Genomic DNA, 17883 nt, shown 5'->3' with positions numbered 1-17883 from the left:
GTCCTCCTCACCCCACAGGGCTCGAACCTCTATGGGTTCGAGCCGGTGCGGCGACAGTCCGGTGCATGAGGGTCGAGGCCGGCGAGCTCGGCCTGGACTCCTTTCAGTTTCATCTCGCTGAGATCGACGAACGGCAGGTCGGCGAGGCGCCGCAGCGTCAACCGGCTCGCGAGCCGCAGCTGCGGGCTGTCGATCAGGTCTCCGGCGCCGAGTCGTTCGACGAAGAGCGCATGTGTGCACGGCGTGTCCACGAGTCGCGCGATCGGTGTCGCATCGACGGTGAACTTCTCGCCGTCGGGCTGCGCCGGCGGGCCGCCGACGATGCCGAGCAGGCCGATCACGGCGGCACCACAAGCGGCCAGCGTCGTGCCGCCGATGAACAGCACCATGGAATGCGACTTCATGCCGTTTCCGCCGCGGCGGGCCTCGATCCCGGGTCTCGTCCGAGAAACCTCACACCGGCTACGAACCCGTGAATGATGGCCGAGGCACGATCCATGCTTTCGTCGTCGGGATCGATGCCGTCGATCATCTGGCGTGCGCGGGCGAGCACCGGACCGCGAAGTTGCTCGGCGTGCGGCAGGATCCAGAACCGCTTCTCGCGGATCGCGGCGAACACCGCCGCGGCGACGTCGTGCGGCGCCAGGACGTGCAGGGGTTCCTCGACGAGAATCGGCGGCAGTCCCTCGGTCGGCGCCTCGTAGTGCGGCATCCCGGGCCGGTTGCGCTCCGCATAGGCGATGCGGGTGTCCACGGCGGCGGGACACAGCACCGAGACGCCCACGGCCGATCCGGTTGCACGCAGCTCGCGACAGATCGCCTCGGACAGCCCGACCACGGCGTGCTTGGAGGCGACATAGGGTGCGCCTCCAGGCACGCCGAGCAATCCGGCGGCCGAAGCCGTGTTCACGAGATGGCCTTCGTTGCGCGCGACCAGTCCGGGCAAAAACGCGACGGTGCCGTGGACGACGCCGAATAGATTGACGTCGAGCACCCACCGCCAATCCGAAGTGCGGAGCTGCCAGGACAGGCCGATCTTCGCGACGCCGGCGTTGTTGGCGACGAGCCACGGGTCGCCAAGCTCTTGCTGCACGCGCCGCGCGAGCTCGTCGACGGACGCGGGATCGCTCACGTCGGTGCGCACGGCGATCACCTGCGCGCCGGCGGCACCGACTCGCGACTCGGCGCGTGCGAGCGCTGCGTCCTCGATGTCGGCCAGCGCCACCTTCATGCCCGCCGACGCGGCCCGCTCGGCCATCGCCAGGCCGATCCCGCTGCCTGCCCCGGTGATGACGGCGACCCGTCCCGCAAGGAAGGCGTCGTCCAGGCGCTTCCCGTGTGTCGTCATGGTTCTGCCTCCGGACGTTCCCGCTGCGTTCTTCGTCGTTCGCCTCATGCACCGCGAAGGCCCGACGACTGGAACCACTGGCTGAGGTGACCCGCGGCGACCAGGCCGAGCATGTGGTTCTCTCCGTCCTCGATCGTCGCGGCGCGCGCATCGCGCAGGAGCTTCTCCATCGGATACTCCCGGCTGAGACCGTAGCCGCCGAACAGTTGCAGCGCTTCGTCGGCGGCCTGCACCGCGTGCTGCGTGGCGGTGACCTTAGCCGTGATGGACGCGAGCACGTGAGGGTTTCCGAGGAAGTTGTAGTTCGCGCAGCGCTGGGCGATCGCGAACGCGGCCTCCGACGACTGCCAGATGCGGAAAATGCGCGCCCGCACGCTCTGGTGCTCGATCAGCAGCGCGCCGCCCTGCTCGCGCTCGTGTACATAGGCGAGGGCATGGTCGAGGGCGGCGCGCGCGACGCCCGCGAACACGCATGCCATCTCCATGTTCGCCAGTGTGAAGGCGCTGAAGAACTTTCCCCGGTACGCGGAGTCGTCGCTCATCAGGTAGCGCCGCGGCAGGCGGACCTCGTCGAAGAACACCTCACCCTGTGGGAGCGGGCGCTGGCCCAGCTTCTCGAGGGGCTTGCCCCTGGACACGCCCGGCTCGTCGAACGGCACGAACACGACGGCGCCACGCATCGTCCCGTCATCGGCGTACAATCCGTTCCCGTAGTCGGCCGGTATGTACGCGAGGCCGCACTCGGCGATCGGCGCACCGGTAACCCAGGCGGAGGTCTGCCCGTGCAGGATCACCTCGTCGCGGGTGACTCGCGCGACGAGATTGGCCTTGCCGTGCCGCCGCCCCGGGAACTTCTCGCGGCCATCGAGGTCGGTGGTGTCCGAGCCGCGGTCCGGCTGCGTGCCGATCCAGCAACCGCGGCAGGAGCCGAATCTCTCGATCAGCTCGGCGTTGCCGCTGAGCTGGGCGACAGTGGCCGGAAAGCCGGACGCGCCCGCGAGAATGGCAAGGCCCGCGTCGCCCCAGCCAAGGATGCTCTGCACCAGGGGGAACATCCGCACCATCTGGCCGGCGGGCATCGTGACCAGCGTTTCGATGCCCATGCCGAGCGCTTTCATCTGCTCGAGGAACCCGAGGACAGGCGAGCCTTCCGCTGCGACCTCGTCCGCCGTCATCCGGTCGAGCTTCTGGCCGAGCGGTCGCATCACGTCCGTGGCGAAGCCGCGAATCATGTCGGCGATCGCGCGCTCCTCGTCGCTCAGGCCGGCCTCGAGCCCGCCGTACGGAAGGTCGGCAATCGGAATCGTGTCGTAGTCGAATTGTTTCATGTTCGTCGGCTCTCCAGGTTGGCGCCGTGCCCAGATCGACCGGTCGCCCGGGCCATCGGCGGGGATGTCCTGCGCGCGTCGAGGTAGCCGGCGTCGGCCGCCACGAAGTCCGCGAGAGCATTCGCGCAGGTGCAGTACACGGTGCCGGCGCCGGCCAGAGCGACGCGCACCGCGAAAGCGGGCACCCAGGCCGCCAGGTGTCGGTCGAGGAAATCGGCCTGCGCGCGCACGAGATCCGGGGTGTGTCGCGCATCGACCGTCGCTTCGAGGAACGCGAGGTAGTGCGCGAACTCGAGCTCGACCGGCAGGCAGTCCGGCCACTCGCGCGCGCGGCCCAGATCGTACTCCAAGCCGAAGTGCTCGTAGTAGCGGATCAGCTCCTCCCACAGTCGCGAGGCCTCGACGGCGACGTGGTCCTTTTCGTGCAGCGACGCTCTGGCGCGTCCGCTGCAGTGGTCGAACAGGCGAGTGAAATCTGTGGCGACATCGATGCTTCGCGGCATGGCGAGGTCCGCCATCCAGACGGTGGGATACGGAAGATCGGCCGCGATCCGCCGGAGATCCTCGATCGCGCCGTCGAGAACGAGGTCCTTCTGCTCCTGGCCGCCCGGGTACAGGAACAGCCGGCGGAACGAATCGTAGGCGACGGCTCGCGCGGCGGCGTCAGAACGCCCGTCCTCGATCGTGAGCTGGAGTCGCTCGCCCATGCCTCAGGCCTCCAGGGAGAAATCGGTGAAGTCGCCGGAAATCGACTTGCGGCCCGACCGCTCCGCGTTGCCGCCGTCCCACGCGGCCAGTGCGATCTTCAGGTCCTGCCCGGGCAGGAAGGAGACCTGCCCCTCCTTGCCGGACAAGCCACGCCGGAAGACGACGTGCCAGCTCGATCCATCGTGACGCGCGGAAGCGGTGAGATCGCCTGCCGCTTCGTCGTCGAGACGACGGACGGCAGCGTAGCCCGTGCCCATGATCTCGTACGGCCGCTGCCGGTTCGCCCGCCACAGCCAGCCGTTCACCGGCCCCTCGGCGCTGCCCATCGTCATGGCGATGGCTGTCCTCGACATCGGGAACAGCACCGCGACGGCGTCCACGAACTGATCGAGATCGACGATCTCGGCGTGCCTGCCGCAGCCCCATCGCAGGGAAATCGCCAGGCAGCGGCCGTTGTGAGCCGCCGCCAGCTCGATGCGGCGCAGCGTGCCGTGGCCGGCGCTACGCGCGAGAAACGGCGAGGCGGCCTCCACCATCGGCAGCGGCGCCGGGAACAAGTCGATGGCCGTCATCGGCACGTTCGTCCACGCGCTCGACGACGCGTCGAGCAGGGCGGAGTCGGAGTCGGGAACTCGGTGCGCCTTGCAGCCCATCGTTCTACCTCACGCCGGAGTCAGCGGATCCGCGTCGAACCCGCCGAAACGGTCCTTCCAGATGTTGCTGATGAGGATGTCCATGAGCTCGGACTTGCCGCCGTTTCGCTGCTTCTCCCGCTCCTGGCGGAGCACCTTCAACGCGTCGTTCACGCGCGGGCCGAACAGCTCCTCGAGTCGCTCGACCGGGATGCGGCTGTCGTCGGTGATCTCCCCGTCGGCGCCGAATCCGCGCGATCCCATGGGCGGGACGTAGTAGATGTTCGGCTCGGTGCCGTACTCGGGGTGCAGCGGAAGCGCCACACTCCACTGCCGGACCAGTCGGTGGACGTGGCTCGTCTCGTCGTCGAGATAGCCGAAGCAGCGGACACGCCCGGGACACTGGCGGTTGCACGCCGGGGCAATGCCCTTCTCGACGCGCGGGAAGCACAGGATGCACTTCTCGCTCGTCTCGCTGACGGGGTTGAAGTAAATCGCCTTGTAGGGGCAGGCCTCGACGCAGTGCCGGTGGCCTTTGCACCGCTCCTGGTCGATCAGCACGATTCCGTCCTGCTCGCGCTTGTAGATCGCCTGGGTCGGACAGGCGGCGAGGCATGCGGGATTGCTGCAGTGATTGCACATCCGCGCGAGGTAGACGAAGAACGCGTTCGGCCAGTCGCCGCCGCCCTGGTCTTCGTCCCAGTTGTAGCCCCAGCGAGGCGTGCCGCCGTCGAGCCTGCGCATGGGACGCAGGTGCGCGGACTGGCCGTTTCCGTCGTAGAAGACCTCGTCATGATTGAAGCGGAAGTCGTCGCCGCTGTCCTCGTACGTGGGGATGCTGCCGGGCTGCGGCTGGCCGTCGCGGAACCCGCCGCCCTTCTTCTCGAAGTCGCGCGGATAGCCCTTGCCGGGCCACGTCGAGACGTTCGCCCAGCGCATGTGCTCGGTGCCCGGCCGCTTCGTCCAAAGGTTCTTGCAGGCGATCGTGCAGGTCTGGCAGCCGATGCACTTGTTCAGGTCGATGACGGTGACGAGCTGTCGCTTCGCAGCGCGCAGATCGTCCTTCGTTCCTCCGATGCGGTAGCTCACAGGCTCTCTCCGGTGGCGTGAGGCGCTTCGTCCGCTGCGCGCCGGATCCCGACGCGCACGCCGCGGTCGGTGGCCGGTTGTGGACCACCGTTCATCGAGTAGTACCGGAACTGCTCGTAGCCGCCTGCGAGATGAAGAGCCTTCGGCAAGCCGATCAGCAGCGTGTCGTACGGTTTCCAGTCCTTGTACTGGTAGGTCTCCCAGAAATAGACGACGCACTGGCCCGGCTGGATGTTGGCCGCGGTCCTCACCATGACGCGGCTCTCGCCGATGTCGTTGTAGATTTCCGCGAAATCGCCGTCGGCGAGCCCGAGCCGTGCGGCATCGCGGTCGTTCACGTGCACGACCGGCTGGCCACGGTGGAGGCGGGAGAGGTGCGCGTTCGAGAGGTGCGTCGCATGGATGCTCACGCGCGGATGGCCCCCGGTGATCACGAACGGGTAGTCGCCGCCCATCGGCGGCGCTTCCTTGTGCACGGGCAGGGCCTCGCCGGCTTCGAGATACCAGTCGTGGTCGAGGTAGAACTGGGCCCGCCGGGTGTGGGTCGGGAAGATCTTCTTGTCCTCGACGTGCCACCTGAAGCTGTAGAACGGCCGGTCGGCGGTGAACTGGTTCGCGGCTGCGAGGAGTGCGCGTCCGCTGAGCCCGTGCAGGCGCACCTGGCCCTCGCTTCGGAACTGCTCGTACGTGAAGTCCTTCGGCAGCACGCCGACGGTGCGGAAGATCTCGATCTGTTCCTTCAGGCAATCCTCGTTGGTCTCGAGGTGGCCGTTCATCGTGAACTGGTCGCGCAGGGCCGCGTAGCGGTGCTTCATGCCGAAGTGGTCGATGAATTCCGCGAGCCCGCGTGCGCGTGCGCGCTCGACGACCTTCTCGAGAATGAGCGCCATGATGGCCCACTCTTCCTTGCACTCGCCCGGCGGCGGCACGGCGCGATCGACATACGTGTAGAACGGGTTGCCGGAGGTCCCGTTCGTCATCTCGTGCTTCTCGTAATACCAGGCGCAGGGCAGCACGATGTCGGCGTACATCGCGGAGGACGACATCCTGGTCTCGAGCGCGAAGATCATCCCGAGCTTCGGGAACAGGACGTCGGGATAGGTCTTCATGCCGCTGCGCTTGCGCCTGAGTGGATTGTGGTTGAGCAGCATGAGGACGTGCGGGTCGTTTCCCGGGACCGGTCGCAACGAGTCCTTCACCCACCAGTCGTTCGCCAGCGCCTCCCGGAGATAGTCGCCGTAGACCTTTCCGGTCGCGGGATCGGCGAGCGCGGGATTGTCGTAGAGCGGCTTGTAGCCGGCGTGGTTGTAGAGCCACAGCGACGGCGTGACGAACCCCATCAGCCGGGTCGCCTTGACGTTCATCTCGAGATTGGCGATCTCGTCGTTGCTGTCGGGATCGCGCCCGCGCATGCCGACCGCGGCGTCGTCTGCCACGCCGTGCAGGTCCTCGACGCCCCCGTCCTTCACCGGACGATCCATGGCCGCGAGGTACGTGATGTGTTCCTCCGGCGTCGTCGCGATGGCATAGCCGGTTCCCGGTTTTCCCCAGTTCCCGCTGAGCGCCATCGCGAGGTGGAGGCTGCGCTCCATCAGGTCGCCGTGGTAGTGCTTGCCGGCCGTGAAGCCTATGTACGAGCAGGTGCGCCGGGTCGCGACCTTGCGCCCCAGCTCCCGGATCAGCGACACCGGCACTCCGCTCTTCCGGCTCGCTTCCTCCGGGGCGTAGTCGCGTTCGAGCATCTCCTTCAGGCGGTCGAACACCGGGCGCACGCCGACCGGCGTGCCGTCGCGCAGCGTGACCGTGCGCGCACCTTCCAGCAGCGGGGATCCCTCGACACGCAGCGTCCGCCGACTGGCCGGGCGCAGCGCGGAGGCGCCGGTGTCGAAAAAGTAGAACTGGTCGCCGCGTCCTTCCTCCACATCGGCCGCGGAAAGGAACTTCCCGGTGTCGTCGCGTACGAGGAGCGGCAGGTCCGTCTGCTCGACGACGAAATCCCGGTCGAAGAGGCCTTCCGAGATCATCACGTGGCAGACACCGAGCCAGAAGGCGGCATCGGCGCCGACGCGCACCGGCACGTGGATGTCGGCCGCCGGCATCGTCGGATTGTAATCCGGCGCGATGACCACGACCTCGGCACCGTTGTACCGCGCCTCGGTCAGGAAGTGGTACCCGGAGGGATAGGTGTACGACCAGTTGCTGCAGGTCATGAAGATGAGCTCGGCATCGAGGAGATTGTCGGCCGAGTACCCGGACTGCATCTTTCCGAAGGTCTGCAGCGCGCCCATGTAGACGTCGCCGATGTCGACGTTTACGTCGGGCTGTACTCCGTCGAGCAGGTAGTTCAGGCGCATCGCGCCTGCCCAGCCGATCGATCCGCAGTGGTGGTGCGGCGCATCGAGCACGAACGTGTCGGTGCCGCCGGCGAGATGCCCGTCGAGAATCGCATCGGCGATCTCGGTCGTCGCCTGGTCCCAGCCGATGCGCTCCCACCTGCCCTCGCCGCGGCGCCCTGTGCGCTTGAGCGGAAACTTGAGGCGTTCGTCTCCGTAGAGGTTGTTGTTGAACGCGGCGCCCTTCTGGCAGCCCATCGGGTTGTAGTCCGGGTAGTCGGGTGCGCAGGCCGTGGTTCGTGCAGCCTGCTCCTCGCGCCACACGATTCCGTTGCGCACGTAGACGTGGAACAGGCACGACCCCACGGGCCAACAGATGTTCAGATGGGAGCCGAACGCCACGCGGTCCCACGTCCATTGTTTTCGGTAGACGTCTTCCCAGTCCGCGTAGCTGGCAGCACGTTCGCCGTCGGCCGAGGCGTGCGGCAGCCAGCCGCCGGCCGTGCGCGCCAACGACGACAGCGACAGAGTGAGGACGGTCGCTCCGCTGCGTTTCAGGAAGTCGCGCCGACTCTGGTAGATTTCCCGCATGCTCGCCCCTTGCGTGCTGCGTGTTCCCGGCCCCCGGCGGCGCCGCCTCGGACTCGAGCCGGCGAGCCTGTCTAGCTGTAGCGATCACTACAGTAACTCGGTGCGGGCTGTCAAGGAGTTCCGACCATGGCGATGACGAGGAAGTCGCCCGACCGCCGCAAGCGCGCGCACGGAGAGGAATCCCGCCAGCGCATCCTCGACGCCGCTGCCGAGATTGCCGGCGAGCGCGGGTACGACGGCACGAGCATCGCCCTGGTCAGCGAGCGGTCCGGGCTGCCGGCGAGCTCGATCTACTGGCACTTCGAGGACAAGGACCGGCTGATCGCGGCCGTGATCGAGCGCAGCTTCGGGCGCTGGCTCGAGGGCATGCGGGCCTGGACCCCGTCACGACCCGGGACGACGCGGGAAGAACTGCTGAAATCCGCCGTGGAAAGCACGGCAAACGCGCTCATCGCGGCACCGGACTTCCTTCGCCTCGGCCTGATGCTGGCGCTCGACCGCCGGCCCGACGAGGTCTCGGCGAGGACCATGTACCTTCAGGTGCGCGATCAGGCGTACCGCCAGTTGCTGGTCACGTTCGACTCGCTGTTCGGCGGTGAGCTCGACGCGGATGGGGTCCGGGACCTGGTCATCCTGACGATGGCCGGAGGAGACGGGCTCTTCATCGCGCACGAAATCGACCCGAGCGTGGACCTGCGGGATGCCTTCCAAGTCCTAGCTGCGGCGGTGCTGGGCGCCGCGGCGCATCTCCGTTACCGTAGCGTACACTCCAGTAAAGCGAAGAAGCCCTGAGACGGCCGCACCGTCCTCCCGGCGGCGGAACGCCCTCCAGCGTCGGCGCTCGTCAGTCGACGTCGAGCCACCACCGGCCGACGTCGAGCTCTACGGCGTCGAACGGCTCGATGCGCGCCGGCGCCGCACCGGTGAACGTATTCGCCACGACCCAGTGGTCACCGTCGAGACGATAGACCTCGATGGTGCGCAGCAACGGATCGACGATCCACATGTGGCCGACGTTCTCCCGTGCGTAGATGCGCATCTTGCGGCCGCGGTCGATGGCGCCGGTGCTGGGCGAGATCACCTCGCACACCCAGTCCGGTGCGCGGTCGAACGCGGCGACGTTCGGCAAGCGTGGAACGTTGTCGCGGCGCCAGCCGGCTTGATCGGGAACGATCACGTCGGCACCGAAGTGCAGCTCGGGCTCGTCCAGCAGCCACCATCCGCCCGGACCCTTCGGATCCCCGGGCGGACGGTGGAACGCATTGATGAGATCGGAACCCATGACCGAGCCCGCATGCGCGTGCGGAAACGCCGGGCGCGGCGAGACGACGAGCTCACCGTCGATGATCTCCGCGACCTTGGTGTCGGGAACCTTCCGGAGATCGTCGTAGCTCGCGAGGCGTCGCGGCTTCGTCATGCGAGCGACCGTACCACGGCGGGTGTCGCCGACACATCACAGAGGTGCGGGCACCGACTATTCGGAGCGATCAGCCGCCCGAGCGCGTGCCCGCCGCCCGACCGGCGCGCGGCTTGGCGCGGGACCCGGTTTGCGCCTACATTGCGGCCGCAACGGGAGGTGCGCTTTGCGATTCGGATTCCACATCTTCATGGTCGACCCGGCGGAGTTCCTCGATCTCGCCCGCACGGCCGACGCGTCGGGCTGGGACAGCATCCAGGTCGCCGACGCGCCCTTCTTCCCCGAGGTGACGTCCGAGCCCTACCCGTACACGCCCGACGGCAAGCGCTTCTGGCCGCTCGACACGCCCGTCCTCGACCCGTGGGTCGCGATCACCGCCATGGCGGTGGTGACGAAACGGATCCGGTTCCTGCCCTCGGTCCTCCGCCTCGCGATCCGCCAACCGCTACTCGAGGCGAAGGCACTCTGCTCGGTGGCCGCCGTGTCGAACGACCGGGTCGCGCTCGGCGTCGGGCTCGCGTGGATGCCCGAGGAGTTCAAGTGGCTCGGGGTGGACAAGAAGACGCGCGGCGCGCGACAGAACGAGGCCATCCAGATCATCCGGCTCCTCCTCGGCGGCGGCTTCGTCGAGTTCCACGGCAGGTACTACGACTTCGACCGCCTCGTCATGGCGCCGGTCCCGAAGAAGAAGATCCCGATCTACGTCGGGGGCTCGTCGAAGCCCGCGCTGAAGCGCGCCGCGCAGTACGGCGACGGCTGGATCGGCATCGTGCACACGATCGACGAAACGAAGAGCATGATGGCGGAGCTCACCGAGATGCGCCGCGAGTTCGGGCGCGAGCGCGAGCCCTTCGACGTCATGCTGCACTGCCCCGACGCCGTGAGCGTCGACGACGTCCGCCGGCTGGAAGACCTCGGCGTGACCGATCTCCAGATCGCACCCTGGACCCTGCCGAGCGTGCTCGGCGACCTCGGCGTGTCGTCGATGGCCTTGCAACCGCCCCTCGCCGTGAAGCAAGAAGCACTCGAGCGCTATGCCGGAGACGTCATCGCGAAGTGCTCTTGAGCATCGCCGCAAAGACGCCCCGTCCCACCTCGGAATCGAAAGGCCGACCATGGCGAAACGAGACTCGATGAACAAACCCGACTTCCTCTCGGACGCGGATTGGGCCCACGTGCGGGACCAGACGTCGTCGCTCGACCGCATTCGGAGCGACGGCAAGGCCGACGTCGCGGACTACCTCGCGAACCCCGACGGCCGCACCGCCGGCAAGGGTCCGTCCGGGCTCCCGACGCTGCTCCTCACGACGGTCGGCCGTAAGTCGGGCGAGAAGCGCACGGTGGCGCTCGTATTCCTCCAGCACGGCGACGACATGGTGATCGTGGCGTCGCTCGCGGGCTACGACCAGCACCCGGCCTGGTACCTGAACCTCGGCGCGAACCCGCGCTGCTGGGTGCAGCGCGACCGCCACCGGACGGCCGCCGTCGCGCGCGAGGCGAGCGAGGCGGAGCGCCGAGACCTCTGGCCGAGGCTGAACGCGGTCCTGCCGCTGTGGGGCCATTTCCAATCCGGGACCGATCGGTCTTTTCCGATCGTGATCCTCTCGCCGACGGGAGATGCGTGAGCCGATGAGCACCCAGTTCGAGCACCTCTTCTCGCCGTTGCAGGTCGGGCCGATGCGGGTTCCGAACCGCATCTGCGAGACCACCAACACCATCAACTCCTCGCAGGCTCCCGGTCTGATCGACGAGCACTTCATCGCCCACCATGCCGCGAAGGCGCGCGGCGGCACCGGCTGGATCGGCAGCGAGACCTGGCTCCTCGACTCGCCCTTCCCGCCCGGGGCGCCGGACGAGGTCGGCCTCTCGGTCGGCTTCGCGTCGCACTGGGCCGCCTACCAGAACCCCGCCTTCGCCGAGGGCATGACGAAGTTCTTCGACGAGGTGCATCGCGCCGGCGCGGTCGCGATCACGCAGCTGACGCACCTCTCGGCGGTGTGGGCGCCGTCACCCGTCGTGGTGGTCGGCGCGCAGGACTACACGCCGCACGTGATCGGCGCGGACGAGATCGAGTTTTTCCTCAATAGCTACGCCAACGCGGCGGCCGCGGCGAAGGACCTCGGCACCGACGGCATCGAGATCCACTGCGCGCACGAGACGCTCGGCTACAGCTTCCTCTCGCCGGTGACCAACCGCCGCACCGACGAGTGGGGCGGCGGCCCGCAAGAGCGCATCCGCTTCGTCGTCGCGGTGCTGGAGCGCGTCCGCGAGCGCATCGGCAGCGGGCTCGCGCTCGGCATCCGCATCAGCGGCAAGGAGTTCCGCGCGGGCGGCTTCGACAACCTCGCGATGCGCGAGATGCTCTACTACATCGGCGAGACCGGCCTCATCGACTTCGCCGACGTCGACGTCGGGCACTGCTGGGGCGCGCCCTCGTACGTGCCGTCCTCGTACTACGAGCACGCGCAGTTCCGGGAGTGCGGCAAGGCGGCGCGCACCGACCTCGATCCGAAGATCAAGGTGCTCTTCAGCGGTCGGGTGAACGACCCGGTCGTCGCCGAAGACCTGCTGAAGGGCGGCTACTGCGACCTCGTCGGCATGGTGCGGGCCGGCATCGCCGACCCGGACTTCGCCGTGAAGGCACGCGAAGGCCGGCTCGCCGAGATCCGCCGCTGCATCAGCTGCACGCGCTGCATCGACGAGGCGTCCGAGCCGAAGACGTTCCCCTACACCCCGACGTGCTCCATCAATCCCATGATCGGCAACGAGGTGCGCTGGGAGAAGGAATACAAGCCGGCCGCGGCGCCGAAGCGCGTGGTCGTCGTCGGCGGCGGCATCGCCGGCTGCGAGGCCGCGCGCGTCGCCGCGATGCGCGGCCACGAGGTGATCCTGCTGGACCGCGGCAAGCGCCTCGGCGGCCAGCTGCTCCTCTCCGTCCCCGTCCCCGGCCGCGACGACTTCGAGGACCAGGTCTACTTCGAGGAGAACCAGCTGGAGCGGCTCGGCGTCGACGTCCGGCTCCAGACGTCCGCCGACCTCGCCACGGTGAAGGCGCTCGCGCCCGACGCGGTGGTGATCGCGACCGGCTCCGTGCCGCGCGTGCCGCGCGAGGTTCCCGGCATCGACCTGCCGCACGTGGTGCAGGGGTGGGACGTGCTCGCCGGCAAGGCCGAGACCGGCGCCCGCATCGCGGTCATCTCCCAGGAGGACTACTACGAGACCCCGTGCGTCGCGGAGTACCTCACCGCGCGCGGCAAGCACGTCGAGGTGTTCCACAAGTCGGTGCACCTCGGCTTCGAGATCGCGCGCTATTCGATCGGAATGGTGCACGCCCGCATGGAGCAGTGCGGGGTCGTGGTGCACACGAACCTCGTGCTCCAGGCGGTGCGGGCCGACGCCTTCGACCTCGTGTCGGCGTACGGCGTCCGCAGCTACGAGAAGAAGGGGTTCGACACGATCGTGCTCGTCTACGGCTCGGTCCCGGACCACGCGCTCTACGACGAGCTCAAGGCGGACGGCGGCGTGCCGAAGGTCTATATCGCCGGCGCGGCGTGGCTGCCGCGCTTCATGGCCGAGGCGACCAGGCACGGCGCGAGCGTGGGCTTGGCGATCTAGCCCCGGCGCGGCCGCGCGCACGCCGCTGCTTGACCTCGACGACCACCGGGCGTACAGGCCGGCGCGCGATCCGAAGATCTGCCCCCCGGGATGTCAACGCGGTACGGAGGAGCCATGGCGGGAAGGATCCGGCCTCTGCTCTCGACGGTGACGGCGTTGCTGGCCGTACTCGCGTCGGCCGACCCGGCTCGGGCGGGTTGCAACACCATTCCACCGGCCTCACGGACCTTCGTCTCGACGCGCGGGGTGGTCGATCGCGCGCTTGCCGGTCCGCGCGACACGGTGATGATCACGCTCCGACCGGAGTGCCTGCCGAATCCCCTCCCAATCGGCCAGCGCGATCACTTCCAGGCGGGCGACCGTGTGGTGATCCACTTCACGGTCGAGCTCGGACCGAGCCCCGGGCCGACACCGATGCCGCTCATGGGCGCCAAGGTCGCCGTCGATCCCTTCGACGACCACGTCCTCCGCTTCGACGTGCCGAATGCCGTCGCGCCGCCGGGACGGCCCTTCGGCGTAGCGGGTCCGGTGCGGATCACGGTCGACGACGGCGCCGGCAACACGATCGCCCAGATCGACGCTCTCAACCAGCCGACGGTCGGATGCGACACGATCCCCGAGTCGATGTTCCGGCAGTTCACCCTCCTGCCCGAGGCCAACGACTTCGATCGGAAGGACACCGACGACGATGTCGTGCTGATGACCCTCGACGGCGGCGAGAACATCTTGATTCCCTTTCGCCACAAGCAGAAGCCGGTCACTCCCAGGGGTCCGGCCGCGCACCTGCAACGGGGCGCCGGACACTTTCGCGCCTTTTCCGCGAAGCCCGACAAGATCGGCCAGGTTCTCGCCACCGCCAAGGCCGGTGGCGCGAAGGATTCCGAGCTCGTGCAGGCATTCTCCCGCGAGGGCTTCCCGCTTCCGCCGGTCGTTTCGGTCGACGGGAGCGGCGCGCTCTTCGGCACGACCGACGCGGAAATCTCGGTCATCCGCATCGCGCGCCGTAGCGGCCTGTACGACCTCACCGATCGCGTCACCGCGGTGCAAGACGACCTCGGCGTCACCCACGCCGGCATCGGCCCGATCGTGATGGACAACACGCAGGGCGGTCGGAAGTTCAAGGTCAACCGTTGCAAGCATCCCGCGCTGCTCTCCGGCATCAAGCCCGCGAGCCGGGTCACGGCGCTCACGACCGACGAAAACTTTCCGGCGGTCGGCGAGCTCAACGGCGACGGCAAGCTCGACATGGTCCCCGAAGTGCTGACGATCGCGCAGGGCGGCCAGAAGTGTCCCGACACGACCAAGGTCCCGGTGGCGGGTCGGGTGACGCCGACCTCCACGATCCCGCTCCTCGACGCCCACGTCGGGCTCACGGCGATGGTGCGCACCGACGACACGCTGCGCGTGGTCGACGCGGACGGCGCCGACATCACCCCGACCGTCGGCGCCATCGACGTCAGCAGGGATGCCGTCCTGAACGGCGGCCCCCTCGTGGTCGCGGCTCCCTTCGTGTTCTTCCGCGAGCCCGCGAGCGGCGGCGGGACGCCCGTGCTGAAGCTCGTGAACACGTCGGGGATACCGTCGGTCGTGAGTCCGAATCCTTCGATCGCCGCGCGCGCCGCCGTCATCGATCCGGCGGCGCGTACCGCGGCCGCGCGCACCGATGCCGTCGCGCAATTCTACGATGCCGACACCAACGCGGTCCTCTCCCTCACGTACGCCGTCGAGAAGCTCGCCCTCTCCGATCATCTGGTCGCGATGACGGTCCCGGAGAGCTCGCTCGGAAGCTCCGGCAACAACGACGGGGACACGAACGACACCGTCTTGATGCTCGCCGCCGTGAACCCGCCGGTCGCGCCGACACCGACGGGTCTCGGGGTCGCTGCCGATGACGTCGCGATCAGCGTAGTCGCGGGCCAGAAATGGGTCGTCTTCGTCACCCCCGAGAGCGCCGAAGGTTCCGCCGGACTCGACTGCGTCGCGACCACGGCGCCCGGCGGCTGCGACCTGAACGGAGACGGCGATGCAGCCGACCGCGTCCTGCGCGCCTACAACCTGGCCACGACCCAACGGATCACGATCGGACAGGCGGAGGACTTCGTGGTCGGCGGCGCGCTGATCGCCTATCGCGCCAAAGAGATCACGCCGCCACCGCCTGCGGGCACCGCAACGCCGGTCATGACCGCGTACGACCTCGCGGCGACGACGCCGCGGCGCATCCGCATCGACGTCCCGGCAGCCCGCTGCGAAAGGGACGGCTACGAATGGATGCATCCGTACGCCGTCCGGAATCGCAACATCTACTTCCTCGGTCGGGAGCCGGGCGGTCCCGGCAAGGACGTGCTCGTCATCGTCAACGTGGACACCTTGGGATTCCAAGCGCTCGCCGTGCAGGTCGGACCCACCCTGCCCCCGCTCACGATGACGACGATCGACGGAACGCCGATGATCGGCGTCGCGACGACGACCGACCAGCCGTCCACGCTCTTCGGGGACCGCGACGGCGACGGCATGCTCGACGCCTTCGACCACTGCATCGACGCCCCGGATCGTTCGAGCTTCGACGACGATCTCGACGGGCTCGGGACGGCGTGCGACGCCAATCTCTGCACCCCCTTCCGCATCCCGGTGGTCGCGCCCCCAGCCGATGACGAGCGGACCGCGCTCGTCGTTCGAGCGGTGCGGACGTACATCGCCGAGCGCGCGAAGGCGACGACCGATTGTCTCGTGAACGTCAGCGGTGATCCGCACGCTCCCGCCGATCACCCGACCGAGCGCTGTCGCGGCTACTACGTCGGGTCGGCCGAGGTCCGTCCAGAAGATCCCGCGACGGCCGCCGAGGTGGCGCGGGCGGCGGAAGTCTTCCTGCGCGACCTGCGCAAGGCGGATCCCGGCATCGAGCGCGCGCGCGAGGCGCGCCTCCTACAGCACGCCACCGAGGCGGCCATCGCCGTCAGCCACGCAGCGTTCGGCGACGACACCACGCGCGCCGATCCGTCGTGTCCGGAGGCGCTCGCTCAATGGGTGCTCATCGACCTCGACACGGTGTTCACGAAGGTCGCGGCCTTCCTCGCCGCGCCGCCGGCGCAGGATACGCTCGTCAAGACGCCCGACCGGAAGCTCTCCCTCACGTCCGCCGTCACGCTCCCCGATCCCGCCCCACTCACCGGTTGCAACCCCCAGGACCTCGCGCGCCTCGACGCATGCGGCCGCGACGGCCGCGCGGTCACGCAATGCGTCCGCTGCGTCGTCCTCCGGCGCGCCGTGGACGCCCTCGTCGAGGTGTACGCTCCGCCGGCGCTGCCGCACGGCCCCCCCTGAGCCCGCGTTTTCGCTTCCGCGATCTTCCTGCCGGGCTAGCGCGGTCCTCGAATCGCGGAGACGGGATAGATCGTCGCGTCGTCCCGGTAGATCGAGAAGAACAGCGGGTGGTGGTCGGGGCAGGCTTCCTCGAAGTAGCAATGGTAGACGCGGAGGTGGTCGGCGTAGCCGAACGGTTGGCTCCGGAACCAGCGGTCCGGAATGTCGCCGTGGAGGAAGGCGCGCGCCTTCTCGTCGAACGCCGCGAACTGCCCCCGCAAGACCACGCTCCGCTCCGCGGCGATCGCGAGCGCGCAGGCGACGAGGACGCTCGTGACGAGCCGCGAGGATCGGATCGGCTCGAGCGAACGGAGGACCAGCGCCGCGGTGAGCACCCCGAAGAAGAACACGAGGAAGCACGGCCCGCGCACGGGAAACCAGAGGAGCCGCCGGCCGAGCCCGACGATGTCGTGCCTGAGGAAGAGAAAGAGAAGCGCGCTCAGAACGAAGACGAGGGCGAGCCGCAGCGCCGGGGAGGCGGCGAGCGGGGGCGCCGGCTGCCGCGCGGCCGGCCGATCCGCCGCGCGCGGGATCAGCGACGCGACCAGCCCGACGGCGCACGATGCGGCGAGAAAGAACGCGACGACGACGGGATAGGAAGCGACCGCCGATGCCGGCTCACGGATGGGCGGGATGCCGAGCTCGATCGGGATCTGCGCGAGAAAGGCACGCGCCGCCGCGACCCCATGGAAGGGAGCGGCGAAGGCGGGCATGGAACGCGCGAGGTCGAGCTCGTGGCCGGCGGGCGCCGTAAGGACATGGAGCGTCACCACCGCCGATGCCCACACGACGAGCGGCCACGCGCTCGGCCAGACGCGGGCCGCCGCGCCGGCGGTGCGAAGGCCTCCGAGCTCGAGCGCGACCGCCGCGCCGGCAGCGCCCGCCAGCATGATCGCCAGGAAGAGCGACGAGATCGGATGCACGACGTGCGCCAGCAGCGCGGCCGCGACGAAGAGCGCCACCCGCCTCCCCGTCCCGGGCCCGGCGGCCCGCGCGGCGTTCACGACCCCGCTCGCCTCGAAGTAGGCGACGTAGGCGATCAGCGCCGGCGGCACGCTGAGGAGGAAGGGGATCAGGCCCCAGAAGAAGGCCGAGCCGTACAGGAACATGGTGACCAGGAGCGCGAGACTCACGGCGAGCGGCGAGGACGCGGGGCGCCTGCCGAGCGACGCGACGCCATGACAGACCGCCGCGTAGAACGCCGCGACCATCACCCCGACGGCGACCGGGCCGACCTCCGCCTTCGGCAGCAGCGCGAAGATCCCGTAGAGGAGCACGTAGGCCGGCTTGTGGACGGGATTGAGGTTCAGCTGCAGCGAGTCGCGGTACTGGCCGTGCAGGACGTCGTCGAGGATGCGCGTGACGGCCAGGTGGCCGGGAAGATCCACCATCGGAACGAACGCGATCCCGACGAGTGGCCAGAGCAGGATCGCCAGCGCGGCGCCGTGCAGCGCCACGGGCC

General features: G+C 68.8%; 14 protein-coding genes. 5 read left to right on the top strand and 9 right to left on the bottom strand.

All coding sequences use genetic code 11. The features are described 5' to 3' along the window. Positions 1-29 precede the first annotated feature (29 nt). The 7 genes from IT293_10750 to IT293_10720 are packed head-to-tail and all read right to left on the bottom strand — an operon-like array spanning position 30 to position 8029. A complete protein-coding gene (locus IT293_10750) occupies positions 30-404 on the bottom strand; it encodes a hypothetical protein (protein ID MCC6765131.1) in 375 nt (124 codons plus the stop codon). Further along, positions 401-1348, bottom strand: a complete 948-nt coding sequence (locus tag IT293_10745; GenBank protein ID MCC6765130.1) for an SDR family NAD(P)-dependent oxidoreductase — start codon at positions 1346-1348, stop codon at positions 401-403. Before IT293_10745 ends, IT293_10750 begins: the two co-directional genes overlap by 4 nt. Positions 1349-1392: 44 nt before the next feature. Continuing rightward, positions 1393-2676: an acyl-CoA/acyl-ACP dehydrogenase gene (locus tag IT293_10740; GenBank protein ID MCC6765129.1), complete on the bottom strand. Its 1284-nt coding sequence runs from the start codon at positions 2674-2676 to the stop codon at positions 1393-1395. Beyond that, the gene (locus IT293_10735; protein MCC6765128.1) at positions 2673-3383 is read right to left on the bottom strand and encodes a molecular chaperone TorD family protein; all 711 of its coding nucleotides are present in this window, start codon (positions 3381-3383) and stop codon (positions 2673-2675) included. Before IT293_10735 ends, IT293_10740 begins: the two co-directional genes overlap by 4 nt. Positions 3384-3386: 3 nt before the next feature. Next, positions 3387-4037: an ethylbenzene dehydrogenase gene (locus IT293_10730; protein MCC6765127.1), complete on the bottom strand. Its 651-nt coding sequence runs from the start codon at positions 4035-4037 to the stop codon at positions 3387-3389. A 9-nt stretch (positions 4038-4046) separates the two neighbouring features. Next, a complete protein-coding gene (locus IT293_10725; protein MCC6765126.1) occupies positions 4047-5105 on the bottom strand; it encodes a 4Fe-4S dicluster domain-containing protein in 1059 nt (352 codons plus the stop codon). Next, the gene (locus IT293_10720) at positions 5102-8029 is read right to left on the bottom strand and encodes a molybdopterin-dependent oxidoreductase (GenBank protein ID MCC6765125.1); all 2928 of its coding nucleotides are present in this window, start codon (positions 8027-8029) and stop codon (positions 5102-5104) included. The genes IT293_10725 and IT293_10720 overlap by 4 nt, the downstream gene beginning before the upstream one ends. A gap of 132 nt (positions 8030-8161) precedes the next feature. Between IT293_10720 and IT293_10715 the strand changes: the two genes are divergently transcribed. Next, the gene (locus IT293_10715) at positions 8162-8821 is read left to right on the top strand and encodes a TetR/AcrR family transcriptional regulator (GenBank protein ID MCC6765124.1); all 660 of its coding nucleotides are present in this window, start codon (positions 8162-8164) and stop codon (positions 8819-8821) included. 52 nt (positions 8822-8873) lie between these two features. Here IT293_10715 and IT293_10710 read toward each other — a convergent pair whose 3' ends face one another. Further along, entirely contained in the window at positions 8874-9446 is a 573-nt protein-coding gene (locus tag IT293_10710) for a Uma2 family endonuclease (protein ID MCC6765123.1), read from the bottom strand. Positions 9447-9612: 166 nt separating this feature from the next. On the opposite strand from IT293_10710, the gene IT293_10705 reads away from it, so the two are divergent. From IT293_10705 to IT293_10690, 4 genes are all read left to right on the top strand, one after another. Further along, entirely contained in the window at positions 9613-10512 is a 900-nt protein-coding gene (locus IT293_10705; GenBank protein MCC6765122.1) for a TIGR03619 family F420-dependent LLM class oxidoreductase, read from the top strand. Between the two features lie 67 nt (positions 10513-10579). Beyond that, positions 10580-11071, top strand: a complete 492-nt coding sequence (locus IT293_10700) for a nitroreductase family deazaflavin-dependent oxidoreductase (protein MCC6765121.1) — start codon at positions 10580-10582, stop codon at positions 11069-11071. Between the two features lie 4 nt (positions 11072-11075). Then, positions 11076-13061, top strand: a complete 1986-nt coding sequence (locus tag IT293_10695; GenBank protein MCC6765120.1) for an FAD-dependent oxidoreductase — start codon at positions 11076-11078, stop codon at positions 13059-13061. Positions 13062-13175: 114 nt separating this feature from the next. Beyond that, on the top strand, positions 13176-16382 hold the full coding sequence (locus IT293_10690; GenBank protein MCC6765119.1) for a hypothetical protein: 3207 nt from the start codon (positions 13176-13178) through the stop codon (positions 16380-16382). A gap of 35 nt (positions 16383-16417) precedes the next feature. On the opposite strand, the gene IT293_10685 is transcribed toward IT293_10690, so the two are convergent. Further along, positions 16418-17878: a hypothetical protein gene (locus IT293_10685; protein ID MCC6765118.1), complete on the bottom strand. Its 1461-nt coding sequence runs from the start codon at positions 17876-17878 to the stop codon at positions 16418-16420. Positions 17879-17883 lie beyond the last annotated feature (5 nt).

The organism is Deltaproteobacteria bacterium (assembly GCA_020848745.1).
Lineage (GTDB): Bacteria > Desulfobacterota > Binatia > UTPRO1 > UTPRO1 > UTPRO1.
Note: the sequence above shows the minus strand (reverse complement) of the source record. Positions and strands in the feature narration are given on the sequence as shown.